11 protein-coding genes are annotated in these 13100 nt (G+C 53.3%); 4 read left to right on the forward strand and 7 right to left on the reverse strand.

Features of this window, described 5'->3' with window-relative positions:
• Positions 1-53 precede the first annotated feature (53 nt).
• Positions 54-929 carry a DNA damage-inducible protein D gene (gene dinD / locus MID00_RS08040; RefSeq protein ID WP_009461412.1) on the forward strand — a complete coding sequence of 292 codons (876 nt, stop codon included), beginning with the start codon at positions 54-56 and terminating at the stop codon, positions 927-929.
• Positions 930-1118: 189 nt separating this feature from the next.
• Positions 1119-1508: a DUF6180 family protein gene (locus MID00_RS08045; RefSeq protein WP_137431124.1), complete on the forward strand. Its 390-nt coding sequence runs from the start codon at positions 1119-1121 to the stop codon at positions 1506-1508.
• Between the two features lie 126 nt (positions 1509-1634).
• Here MID00_RS08045 and MID00_RS08050 read toward each other — a convergent pair whose 3' ends face one another.
• Positions 1635-2057 (reverse strand): hypothetical protein, encoded by a 423-nt coding sequence (locus tag MID00_RS08050; protein ID WP_250756355.1) that lies wholly within the window; start codon positions 2055-2057, stop codon positions 1635-1637.
• A gap of 280 nt (positions 2058-2337) precedes the next feature.
• Here MID00_RS08050 and MID00_RS08055 point away from each other — a divergent pair, with 280 nt between their 5' ends.
• Positions 2338-5640, forward strand: a complete 3303-nt coding sequence (locus MID00_RS08055; RefSeq protein ID WP_254500149.1) for an autotransporter domain-containing protein — start codon at positions 2338-2340, stop codon at positions 5638-5640.
• A 27-nt stretch (positions 5641-5667) separates the two neighbouring features.
• Here the strand turns inward: MID00_RS08055 and MID00_RS08060 are convergent, their stop codons facing one another.
• From MID00_RS08060 to MID00_RS08075, 4 genes are all read right to left on the reverse strand, one after another.
• Positions 5668-6420, reverse strand: a complete 753-nt coding sequence (locus tag MID00_RS08060) for a DUF4880 domain-containing protein (protein WP_250756353.1) — start codon at positions 6418-6420, stop codon at positions 5668-5670.
• Between the two features lie 280 nt (positions 6421-6700).
• Entirely contained in the window at positions 6701-7726 is a 1026-nt protein-coding gene (locus tag MID00_RS08065) for a hypothetical protein (protein ID WP_254500150.1), read from the reverse strand.
• Between the two features lie 157 nt (positions 7727-7883).
• Positions 7884-8672, reverse strand: coding sequence for a PhzF family phenazine biosynthesis protein (locus MID00_RS08070; protein WP_254500151.1), 789 nt, complete (start codon positions 8670-8672; stop codon positions 7884-7886).
• A gap of 270 nt (positions 8673-8942) precedes the next feature.
• Positions 8943-9296: a MarR family transcriptional regulator gene (locus tag MID00_RS08075; protein WP_021447165.1), complete on the reverse strand. Its 354-nt coding sequence runs from the start codon at positions 9294-9296 to the stop codon at positions 8943-8945.
• 562 nt (positions 9297-9858) lie between these two features.
• Here MID00_RS08075 and MID00_RS08080 point away from each other — a divergent pair.
• Entirely contained in the window at positions 9859-10776 is a 918-nt protein-coding gene (locus MID00_RS08080; RefSeq protein ID WP_009458318.1) for a pyridoxal-phosphate dependent enzyme, read from the forward strand.
• A 217-nt stretch (positions 10777-10993) separates the two neighbouring features.
• Here MID00_RS08080 and MID00_RS08085 read toward each other — a convergent pair whose 3' ends face one another.
• Positions 10994-11995, reverse strand: a complete 1002-nt coding sequence (locus MID00_RS08085) for a DUF4105 domain-containing protein (RefSeq protein WP_247966230.1) — start codon at positions 11993-11995, stop codon at positions 10994-10996.
• 200 nt (positions 11996-12195) lie between these two features.
• Positions 12196-13044, reverse strand: coding sequence for an archaetidylserine decarboxylase (gene asd, locus MID00_RS08090; RefSeq protein WP_009458320.1), 849 nt, complete (start codon positions 13042-13044; stop codon positions 12196-12198).
• Between the last annotated feature and the right edge of the window lie 56 nt (positions 13045-13100).

Here is a 13100-nt window from a genome sequence, read left to right on the forward strand (position 1 = left end):
GACAAGGCTTTTGGCGACGTGATGGCAAGTGTCATACAACCCGGAGACATCAAGTGGAATCTCAAGACATTACGCAGCTAACAAACCAGTTCGACGGCTTGAGCCACACCATCCCAGAAGAGGGCGTGGAGTTCTGGTTCGCCCGCGACTTGATGGAGCCTTTAGGCTATGTGCGTTGGGAGAACTTCAAGACGGCGATCGACCGGGCGGTAGAGTCTTGTAAAACAACGGGTTACGAAGAAGGGGACCATTTTCGTGGCGTCACGAAAATGGTCCAGATTGGCAGCGGAGCAGATCGTTCAATAGAAGACATCATGCTCACCCGCTATGCCTGTTACCTCATCGCCCAAAACGGCGACCCACGCAAGCCGGCGATTGCCTTTGCTCAAAGCTACTTCGCCATCCAGACCCGCAAGCAGGAGCTGATTGAAGACCGCATGCGTCTGCAAGCCAGACTGGATGCCCGCGAACGCCTTCGCGAGTCCGAAAGAACACTATCGCAAAACCTCTATGAACATGGGGTAGACGACAAAGGCTTTGGCCGCATCCGATCAAAAGGGGATGCGGCGCTATTTGGTGGGCACACCACCCAGATGATGAAAGACCGCTACGGCATTATTCAAACCCGCCCCTTGGCTGACTTTCTGCCTACGCTAACCATTGCCGCCAAGAACCTCGCCACGGAAATGACGAATCACAACGTCACGCAAGAGCAGCTACATGGCGAGACGTCGATCACCCGCGAGCATGAACAGAACAACCGCAGCGTGCGCGATATGCTGGGTCAGCGCGGTATCCAGCCTGAGCAGCTCCCTGCCGAGGAAGATATTAAAAAGCTGGAACGTCGCGTCAAAACAGAAGAAAAGAAACTGCTGAAACAAACAGGGAAACTTCCAGCCCACAAGCAGAAAGACCAAGAGCCACACTAGCAGCTAAAGGAAGAAGGCCTGGAACCTTCTTCAAGCCGACTGCCGGATACTTGCCTACCCCTACTACTGCGAGCAGGCCCCCACCTCAGTAAAAACCCGAAATTCATCCCTGAATTAAGCCCTATCAAAGCTCGTCCTCATCGATCAGGACTATGCTGGGTATTCCATCGTCTCCTGCGGGAGGACATCATGCACACACTCAACAAGTGGGTTTTGATGGCAGCTTTGCTTCATGGCGCTTGGGCAGCACAAGCTCAAGAATGGATGCCTCTGGAATTGGAGGCGGAACAGCGCTCCATCTCCCGTCTCAGCGTGGCCCAGTGCCTGGATACCGTTCAGCAAACCGCCGCGGGCGAAGGCTACCAGCAGCGCAATGACTCGGCAGCCAGCGAACAGTTAGGGGTTTATATTGGTGCGGCTCCCCTAGGGGGCGGATCGCTGGTGGTGTATTGCATTGATTTGAATCCATCGACTGCCTACATCATTCGCACCAAAGCACAGGTCACGGCGGATTTGATGTCTCCACATCAGCTCAACCACAAAATTACGCAGGCCTTGACGGTGGCAAACCAGCCCTGAGTATCAGTGACGGCAGCCCCAGACTGTCCCGAGTCAAAAAAGGGCGCAGTCACTGGTTCATACAGGCTTGCGCCCGAACAAACCGCCCGCGCCCCCAAGGACTCCCGAAGCCAGTCGAACGGCTTCTTACTTCATCAACAAATCTGCCACTTCCATACGGCTATCTCCATCCAGCTCAATGTCGTCCATAACCTTGTTCAACATGGCGTGGGCACTGGACAGAGCACCGTTCAAACTGGTCAGCTCGCCTTGCACGCGCTCCAGCTCCTGTTTCTTTTCCGCTTCACTACCTTTGTCGCTGGCCTGGATACGCTGCAACTCCATCAGTTTTTGCTGAATTTGCTCTTTCAGGTCGCGGATACGTTTAAGTATGTCCTTGACTCCGTCAGGCAAAGAGCTGTCATCAATGTCCTTGTCGCGGCCTTTTTTCTGAGCTTGCTGACTGGTCAACGACAGATCTTTTCCCATGGGAGACAGGTGCACCTTGATACGTCCCGACGAGTCTATGGAACCAGACTCTTCCTGCTCGGGCACCACAGGGGGCGTCATGGCCGACGCGTTTAATGGTTCAGCCACGGGCATAGTTTGTTTATGTATTAAACCCTGTCCACTGATCTCTATGGTCATACTTTCCTCTCTTGTACACATCATCCCCTAGAGGGTTACGGCTGAAACCCGGTAGTTCTTTACCGTGATGTGTTCACCAAGTGTTGCGCCTTTTACTCAGCTGTTCGGCACAGCTCAGAAATAAGTAGCAAGAAAAGACACTTTTATTTACTTTTATACGAAAAGTGCCTCCTAACCATTGTCTTCTCTTTATCTGAACCCCATGGACTTCAAAATCAAAGCACTACTAGGCCACACCCTGTTGGCCTTGAGCTGGGCCGGCAGCGCTTATGCCTACGAGACAGAATTCATTCTGAACAAACAAGGTCAACAAGCCTTTGAGTTGCGGATCTATGGGCCGGATGATGGCGGTTACGATACGTCGGATCAATCCAATCCACGCGTTTCCCCCTGGAATATTGACGAGAATGGTCGGCTGAAAATTCGTGCCGCACTGGAGCGCTGGGCCGAAATCCTTGACCTGCCGGCGGGCTACACACCGGCTGTGATCAACTTGGGCACCATGAATGACAAGAACGCCAATGCCTATGGTGCCCAACTAAGTAACCCTGATCATCCCAACTTCGTCCTGTCGGCCTTGCAAGCACGCTTGCACGGAATCTTCCAGGGTGACCCAAACAACCCCGATGCGGTTATCAGCGTCGGAAAGCTGGATCTGGATACCGCCCCCGTCAATCCAAGCCAACTGCCCTTAACTGGCAAGGCGGACTACAACGCAGTCATTTTCCACGAGTTGGCGCATGCTTTAGGCATCAGCAATACAGTCACCGACAACCTGCCTGAAAACAGCTTTGATCCACCCGATCCCTTTTTCCTGAATGACCTTAGCCCCTGGGCCTTGGGCTTGCGCGATGACCAGGGTCGAGCCCCCAGCCCTGGACAGAAAATCCTGTGCTCGGTCTGCACCAACCCATATGATCCTGCCGCTTTTGACCTGCGCGAAGACAAGGGCTACTTCACTGGAGATCATGTACAGGAAGTCCTGAATGGCGCCATGCCGGGCATCCCCGTCAGCATCCTGAACGTTCATGACCAACCGCGATACGGAGTGGATCGCAACTACATGAGCCACACCGAGCTGCGCAACAGCTTGATGAGCCATCAGACCTATCGCAACTATGTGAATCTGATGGAAGCCGAGCTTGCCGCCCTGCAGGATATTGGGCTGAGCATTGATCGTCGCAACTTCTTTGGCTATTCGGTCTATGGGGACGGTGTCACCCTGAACAATACCAATGGCTACTTTGCCCGCAATGCAAACGGCACGGCCTACCTGCCCGGTCAATACAATATGGCCACGCAAGGCTTGGGGCTGCACATTTATGGCGAACGCAACATCATTACCCAGGCGGCGGATTTACTGACAGCCGGGCCAGGAGGCGTAGGCGTACGTGTGGATGGTAGCGAAAACACTCTCCTTATCCCCGAAGCCACGCGTATTCATGCCCAGGGCTGGTATGGCCGCGGCCTGCAATTCAGCTATGGTCGTCATCACAATATTGTTCAGCAAGGTGAGGTCCGGGCAGATGGCCAAGCTGGCATCGGAGCCCTGTTTGACTTCGGCCAGAACGCCATGGGTAGCGACGATGAGTATCACGGCTCCTGGCTAGTCGTAGTGGATGGCCAGCTACAAGCTGTACCGACCATTTTGCAAGGTGCCTTGATCAGCAATTACGATCTGTCCGGCACCTTGTCGGGCCAGAAAGCAGCCATCCATATCGCAGACAATGCCTGGGTGCAGAACATCAATATCTTGCAGGGCGCGCAAATTACTGGTGACATCACCTCGGACTACAACCGTCGCGACTCTGACCAGCAACTGCTCCTGACCCGCATCAGCTTCGGTCAAAAGGCCGATGAAAACGGTCGTGCCACCAAGGCGGCTGATCCTAACTTCCAGATGCGTTATGACGGCAATATCAAAGGTCAAAACAATCTGGCTGTTGTCATTGCCGGGGGCGCAACCTCTTTGAATGGACAACACGAGTTGTATGGCTTGCGAGTAGATCGGGGTGCCACCCTGTACGGCAATAGCGAATTCACGATCAACCCTGAATACAACTTCACCAATAACGGCACACTCAGCCCTGGAAATTCCTACGGGAACATGACGATCAAGGGCAACTTTGTCCAAGGTGCCGATGGCCGGATTCTGGTGGAGGCCTCGACCACGCAGAACGATCATATTGATGTGCAAGGTTTGGCGCAGCTGGATGGTGAACTGCACGTGGACTTGCAACCAGACTGGTATCAGAACGGCTGGACACTGAACCAGGACAAGGTGTTCACTGCCAGCCAGACACAAGGGCAGTTTGCTGCGCTCAATGCCACGCTGGCATCGCCCACCCTGAATGTACAAAGCACGGGCAATGGCTGGTCCGTCAGCCGTAATCAGGACGCTTATGCGCAATATGCTGCTTCGCCCAATGCAGCCTCGGTAGGTACCAGCCTGGCACAAGCCTCCTCGGGCAATCAGTCCCTGGCAGCGGTGTATCAGGCCATGGACTTCTCTCGGACTGATGGCAGCGATATTGGCCTGGCTTTGGACCAATTAAGTGCAGGATCTTACGCTGCCCAAACCGCTGCCGCCTTGCGTCGCGAACAACTGGTATCCGAACAATTGCGCCAAACCGACGGTATCAACAAGAGCGGCTGGCAAAGCTTCATCCAGACCTATGGGGGCCGCTACCACTGGCAACTGGGTAACAACGATGTTGACCACCGCAGCGAGACCTATGGGGTAATGCTGGGGGCGGAACACCGGACTGAAGGCAGTGACTGGAGCCTGGGGGTGCATGGTAATGCCAACGAGCAGCGTGTCAACGTAGACGCCCCCTTCCAGGCCAAGAGCAAGCTGACCGGTCTGGGCCTGGGGGTGCATGCCCGCTACCGTGGCTACAGCCAGGAAGGCTGGAATGGCTTGGCCCAACTACGTGTGGGTATCGAACAGGGCAAGATGAACCGCAACATCAGCTTTGCGGGCTATCAAGCACGTCCCTCCTCGGATTGGACAGGGCATACCTTCTCGCTCGGTGTACAGACTGGCTACAACTGGACGCTGGGCGAGAACGGCAGCATCGGGCCGGTTCTGGCTCTGGATTACCTCCATTACCGGCGCCCTGGACTGGAAGAGAGTGGCGATGCCGCCAGCCGTCTGCGCCTGGACGCCAGCCGCCAAAATGCCTTGCAGGCTTCCATTGGCCTGGCCCTGCGTCAAAACTGGAATTTAAGCCAGGATCGCCAACTGCAAACGTCCTTATCGATTGCTTGGGAGCAGGCTTTGCTAAGCCGTAACCAGACCCAGGAAGCGGCCTTTGCCAGTGCCCAATCCGTGAGTTTTGATGGTCGTTACGCGCGGGTAGATAGCCATGCTTTGGCGCTGGGCACCAGCATCAGCTTGCAGCAATCCGAGCGTCTGCGTTTAGGTCTGTCGGCCAGTACCCGTTTATTAGGGGATAGCCGTGCCGATATAAACGGTAAATTATTCCTGAACTGGATGTTCTAAACGCTCTGAAACGTAAGAGGCCGACTGTTAGTCGGCCTCATTCGGAGATACAGGAGCGGGTTGAACCCGTTTCATTCCAGACCATCGATCCACATCAATATGTTGACCGGGAATCAAGACCCGAGTCTGTCGACGCCACCATGTCCCGCTAGATACTTCGACCGATCCAGTATCCACAGCAAATTTCATTTGATCGCTGTCCAGAAAAGCCGAAAACTGCCCCTTGTTACTGCGAGCCTGCGCAAAGCTGGAAAAGACCGTCACACTCTTTGGTGTGGGATCAGCCAGCAACAGCGTGACCTGTCCACGTAAAAGCTGCAGATTCAATCTGTCCTCGTATTCACGGATTTCAAGGGCTGAATCCGGGCCCAAGCGCAGCACGGCCCCATCAACAAACCGTTGCTCCAGCATTTGAGCCCCCGATACCAGGTGCTCTTCTCGCAATATCGGCTCGGGCCAGGAGAAAAACACGGTCAGCGCCAAGGCCAACACCAGTAAACCCGCCAGCAAACCACGGTGATAGGGCTTGAGCAACGCTGGCTTTTCCCCCGAGCCAGCCAATAAACGGCGTATCTCATGCTCGGGCGCATCCAGGCTGGCGTCACAAAAATAGCAAATATATCGATATGAACGTTCGTTTTCAGGATTGTCACGGCGCCAATCCTCAAATTCCCGTAATTCAGCTGCGGTAGCCTCGCCCGAGTTCAAGCGAGTAAACCAGTAAGCAGCCTGTGCGTGGGCCTGCGTATGCTCCAGCAGTTCCCCTTGATATGTCGTCATAGCGGCATCTAACCTTGTTCAGTTAAGCCAGCAATAGGGCGGTTTCAGTCCGACGGATTGTCCCTTCCGCTCAAGGCCAAAACCTTAAAAAACGAAACCAGCAGCCACCAACCCTCTAAATTCCACCTTTGAAAACGATACGTTTTTATTTTATACATTCGCTTCAAATGCTTACATTAACTCAAATTGACCCATTCCAAACAAATTCGCCTTATTTAATTACACTCACCACAGAAAAACTGCAGATTACAGGTAAAAAAAGCCGGAATCAGGTCGTTAACTAGTGAAAACCGTCCAAAACTTGGCCACTAAGCAGGTCATGAACCTGTTCTTTTCTTTGATCCGATTCGTCATCCGCAGGCAATACCATTCTCAATAAAAGTGGCCACTGCGGGTAAAAGCGATAGTTGGGCGTCGACACACGCGTACCGGCTGGATAACTAAATCCGCCGAATTGAAATTCTCGAGCCAATTGAGCATGCGAGAGATAAAGTAGATCTTTATTTTTATCGACTGAGAAATAAGCACGCTCCAAAGGCAGATTCCATGCCTGAACCTGTAAACCCTCTTCCTCTACACGTACCATCCAACGGTCCTGATCCCGCTCACCGTTGACATACAAAGTCCCATCCGGCCTTGCCTGAACCAAAGTGCCGGCAGGTAGATCCAGAACAAAATCCGGGGCTGTGTTCATATTGGAAGCCGCCGCATAGGGACTCCAGCCCCTGATCTGATTCCCTTTAGCCAAAAAGCAGCTGACAAAACGAAAACCGTGCTCTGCCATGGGATCTTGTTCCATTTCAAGCACTTGGCTGCCATCACATTGCCAGCCCTCCAATTCCGTATCGCCTGCCAGATGCAGCTTCCAGCTGGAGTTCTGCAAATCGGGCCGGAGGCGCTTGAAAGACAGGACTGGAGCATTGCCTACCATGACCGCCTCCGGGAAACGAGCCCAGGACACGCTGTCCGGGTCGCCCCACACACTCAACTCCAGCTCTGTTCCGGCTGGCATATCAATTCCGGCAAAACGGCCAGGCTCTTTTAAAACATGCTGCCGACTAGCCAGCTCCTGTGCCTGACGTTTATCGAACTGATAGACCTCCCATTGGAAATAACTGTAATAGAGCGCCAATACAAGCAAAGGAAGCAAAACAAGTACGCGTGGCCAGGGTTTTTTCTTAAAGTTTGCCCGGCTCTGTGGCTGTACTAAAAGCAAAACCACCCAGACCAGCACAATAATCAAGGCAAGCGGCCCGAGCGTAATAATCAGCAGAAACAGCAAAGAAAATGGAGCGACAGGAATCATAAGAGATCAAAAACCCATAAAAAGTCGCAATAAAGAAGGCCAAAAAAATGTACAGCCTGTCTTGCTGACTACTGCGCTGATCGGCCAAAAACAAGGGAAAGGCGTTACCAATACAGGCACGGCACCGCCATGCCCGTTTAAACCGCTTGGCATCGTCTCAGACGATCTGGATGTGTCCTTCCATATACAGGACGGCCTGGCCTTTCAAGAACACGCGGTCACCCGTTAAGGTGCAATCCAATACACCACCACGGGCAGAAGCCTGATACGCCAGCAAATGAGTTTTGCCCAGGATAGGAGCCCAGTACGGCAGCAAAGCACAATGGGCCGAGCCCGTAACCGGATCTTCCTCAATACCGTGACCAGGAGCAAAAAAGCGGCTGACAATATCAAACTGGCCCGAGCCCGGCGCTGTCACAATGCATCCGTCACAGCCACTGGCCAGCATGGCTGCCGCATCCACCTGCAGCTGTCGCACTTGCTCTTGCGTTTCCAATACAGCCAGATGGGTGAAGTCATTACGCCACAGTTGCGTAATCTTGGTGCCCAAGGCTTGCTCCAGCAAAGGATTGTCATCCACACGGCGAACCGGGCGCACAGGCAAATCCATGACATAGCTATCTTGGTCACGCCGCACCGTCAAAGCACCACTTAGCGTATGGAACACCACCTGGCTGTCCTGGGGACGCACATGCTGCAGCACAACGGCGGCGCTGGCCAATGTTGCGTGTCCACACAAGGGCACTTCTACCGTAGGGGTGAACCAGCGCAGGCGAAAGTCCTGGCCTTGTGGCACCAGAAAGGCGGTTTCGGCAAGATTGTTCTCCTGCGCAATCGACTGCATCAAGGCATCGTCAGGGAACTCGGGCAACAACACCACGGCGGCAGGATTGCCTGCAAACAAGGTGTCGGTAAAGGCATCAAGCTGATAGATGGGTAAGCGCATTCTGCCTCCAGGCATGGTATTCAAGGTGAGTCCCCAGTATAGAAAAATAGACTCTTTGAAGGCAGGTAAATCCGCTAAACAGGGGCATTGTTTTAATGCCGCCTATCTTTTCCGTTTTTTAAGCACCAGACACGCGAGCGCTTTTTGCAAACGCCTGTTTGCATTCCATTAGTTGGACCCGAGCGCTTCCCGCTTATTTACCTGATGCCACACGCTTCTTTTTGCGGATTCAGCAATTACATCGGGTGCAAGGCCGCGCCATTTGATCAATCAAACATTTGCCGCCTCTAAAAGACAGGCGGAAAGACGATCAAAATGCAGCAGGGCAGCCTGGCTCAAGTCCACTTGTTTGCGGCGAGTGTCCTCCGTATCACTAAGGACGATCCAGCCTTTCTCGCGCATGGATTTGAGGCGGGTATGAATAGTCGCGGGCGATCCCAGCCGTTCTACGGCCATGACATCGCGCACCGACAAACGCAAACAGTCTTTCGATGCCTTGGCAACCAGCACCAGGATCCGCTCTTCAAGAGGGTCCAGGCAAGGTAAGCAAGGCAGGGTATGCAGCGAATCAGCGAGCTGCAAAAAACGCATATAAATATCAGCAGGTCTGGTGGCAGTTTTCATAACAAAATCTTTATTCCTTTAAGAACCGCTACCACAGCGTCCTTTCTAGAAATAAGTTCTGGTTATTATTGTTTTTATTCCGCCCAGGTAAAGCAAAAAACAACACTGCTTTATGGCCCGAGTGATTGGAATGAGTTTCGGTGCTTATCATGCACTTAAAATTAAACGCTTAAGACCGGGCCTGAATTCCGTACGGAAAGGGGTCTTGAGTCGGGCGATTTATCTGGAATTTTATCAGATAAGCCCTTGATTTAGCTTGAACACTACAGTCCAGACGAAGCAAAATTGTAAGTAGGTGCAGACACGTAGTTAGTTAGTAAGCTGCCTCACATTAAACGCTAATAAAGGGACTTAGCGCAGAGAACAAGAACAGTTACAAAATCCAGGCCCGATGATATAAGCATCCTTTCCAAACAATTTTCCGCCCGCTTGTCCTGGTCGTCACAAAACCGTGCCCAGGATCTTTAGCCACACGTGTTTCAGACCGATAAAATGTGGTGAACAGCGCTCGGAGCGCCTAACGCGCCCCCTCAGATCACTATAAAATCTGGAACGATAAGAAATGATTCTTCACCTTGAGACACCGCTCATTTTTTCACACGCCTTGAGCGAGCAGCTTGGCAAACAAATCTGGTTAAAAATGGATGCGCTGCAACCTAGCGGATCATTCAAAATTCGCGGTATTGGCCACTTGTGTCAGCACCATGCCCAGCAAGGAAAGAAGCGCTTTATCATTTCTTCGGGAGGCAATGCCGGAATTGCCGTTGCCTATGCCGGACGCCGCCTGACCATGCCCACCCTTGTTGTCGTCCCCGAAACCACTAGCGAACACGCCAGACGCTTGATTCAACGGGAAAAAGCCGAGCTGCACGTAATCGGCAAGAACTGGCAGGAAGCTCATGAGTATGCGCTGACCCTGGTGCAAGAAGACGACGCCCTGATTCACCCATTTGATGACCCCTTGCTTTGGGAAGGCCACGCCAGCCTGATCGCAGAAGTGGCCCAAATGGGCGTACAGCCGGATGCCGTCTTGCTGGCTGTAGGCGGAGGTGGCTTGCTATGCGGGATGGCCCAAGGCCTGCGGGAGCAGGGTTGGGACAAAACCCCGATTATTGCGGTAGAAACCCAGGGCACCGCCAGCCTGGGCGAGTCGGTAAGGCAGCGCCAGCACATCACACTTGGCGAAGTCAGTGGGGTTGCCACCTCCTTGGCTGCACCACGCGTCTGCGATCAGGCCTACGCCATTAGCCAATCTCATCCCACCACCTGCGTTCAGGTCAGCGATGCTCAGGCCGTCAGCGCATGCCTGCGCTTTCTGACCGATCATCGCGTTCTGGTGGAACCCGCATGTGGCGCGGCTTTGTCGACTCTCTACCTGGATCATGAGGCCCTGGCTCCGTACAGCAACATTCTGGTCGTTGTGTGTGGTGGCAACACCACGACGCTGGAGCAGTTGGTGCAGTGGCGGGCCACTCCTTAAGCTGTCCATGAACGGCCCTGACGCATTTGGCAAAAATAATTATTTTCTATCGCATCTGCAATCTGAAAAACAGGGTACAGGGATTAAAAAACCCCATCACATGATTTTCATATGATGGGGTTTTTATTTATTATTTTTATTCCTGATACGCTCTAATTTTCAGAGCGTATAAAGTAAAACATATGTTTCACGTGGAACAAAAGCGCCTAAAGCAGCCTTAAAAAGGCTTTACGAGAGGCAAATCCTGTCGAATCAAAGCAGAAAAATCCTGCCCCTCCTGCTGCGACAAGGCTCTCGGGTTGATGTAGCCCAGTTGCTTCAGTTCCTGGAAACTATGGCCTGGCGCCAAAGCATTCAGACCATACACATACTCGGCCAAATAGCCCGAAGCCAGCACACGCCAGTCCCACGGTATGCCGTCCACGATCCTGGAGACCATGTCGTAAACAATGGTGGTGCAATTAGCCGTCAAGGTGTTGTAGAAACGGGGAGTAGTCTGCAATTGCTGGCCCTGCTCCACATAAGACAAGAACAAGGCCTGCATGGCAGGTTTTGCCAATTCAACGCTGTACATATACACGTCTTCGCCGCGCGCATTGCTACGGGTACGCACAATGTCCTGCTCTGTTGCCGCAATCAAGCTCAACTCAAACTCTTTGAAAAAACCGCCTATCGCAGAAAATGCCTCGTGCTTTTCCTTGCGTATTTCTACCGAAAACACCACATGGCGGCCATCCTCAAACCCGAAAGACACCAGGGTATGAGCGATCACCGGGCCCATCCAGTACGAAAGGAACATATCTACCGATTTGAGCGTCTGCAGATCGTAGTCCTGGCTAATCCAATGCTCATCAAAATCGGTCTCGCTGCGCCAGTTAAAGTCACGCACATTGTGCAGAGTCACCACGGAACCATTTACCTCGCCGTAACTCATTCTGGCCACATCAGGCGCCCATTCCCGGTCGTTGCTGGGCGCAATACTGCTCCACCAGACTACCAGCACCAGAAAGCCCAACGCCTGGGGTGCAAAGAGCCAGTTCTTGCCCTTGCTCAAGGCATACAGGCTCAATCCAGCCACCGCTACCCAGCCAGCCAATGCCAGCCAGCGCCCCAGACCTGCTGACAACTGAAACTGTAGTGCCAGCGCGCCCCAGGCCGCTACCGCCAAGACCAATAACAGGACCAAAATCTTGATCACTATCGCCCCCCACCTTTTCATACTCACTCCACAGACCTCTTGAATACAGATTACTTTTAAGCGCTGAACCGTCAAAAAAAGCCCCACACAACGCCTTCGGCTTGCTGCCCCCCAAAAAAAGGGGGAATTTTTGCCGGAGGCGCCGAGCCTTTAGGCGACCCGACGACAAAAAAAAACCTGTGTCCACTTGAACACAGGTTTTATTCATTAGAAAACAGGGTTTAGCCCTGATAGCCCATCGCTTGACCTTGGCGGATTACGCCTTGCGGCTGCCAGCTCGGATCAAAACGATAGGCGCTTTCTTTGGGGAACAGCATCACCACCGTGGAACCCAGCAGAAATCGGCCCATTTCCTGCCCCTTTTGCAAGGCGATATTCTGACCTTCGTAGTTCCACTCGTGGATCTTGCCGTCACGCGAGGCATTTACCACACCATGCCAAACCGTGACCATACTGCCCACCACCGTCGCCCCCACCAGCACCAACACGAACGGGCCTTGCTCGGAGTCAAAAAAGCAGACCACACGTTCATTACGGGCAAACAGGCCGGGAACACCGCGCGCCGTCGTCGGATTGACCGAGAATAAATCGCCCGGTACATGAATCATGCGCTTGAGCACACCCGCACAAGGCATATGTACCCGGTGATAGTCGCTAGGACTCAAGTACAGGGTCGCAAACAGCCCATCCTGATAGCGGGCAGCCTCCTGAGCGTCTCCGCCTACCAAAGCCGTCGTCGAGTAGCTATGCCCCTTCGCCTGGAACACCTCGGCACCCTGGATAGGCCCCAACTGGCTGATGGCACCATCAACCGGGCTGACCAAGGCCGTCTCCGCGATAGGGCGGGCCCCCGGACGCAAAGCTCGACCAAAAAACTCGTTAAAGGTAGCGTAGCTGGCTGGGTCGGAGTTTTCTGCCTCGCTCATATCGACCTGATAACGGTCGATAAAACGCTTGATAGCCCAGGTCGTGCGCCCGCCCATGGGCTTGGAGGCCAAACCGCCTAGAAACTGGGTCAGAGCCTGTTTAGGGAGCAGGTACTGGGGAAGAACAGCCAAACGGGGATGCATAAAATCAGCTCGCAAACAAATCCTGCTTCAGCCTGGGGCCAAAGCGTTTATGCCAT

The sequence above is a fragment of the Alcaligenes sp. NLF5-7 genome, from assembly GCF_024266725.1.
In the GTDB taxonomy this organism is placed as follows: domain Bacteria; phylum Pseudomonadota; class Gammaproteobacteria; order Burkholderiales; family Burkholderiaceae_B; genus Alcaligenes; species Alcaligenes phenolicus.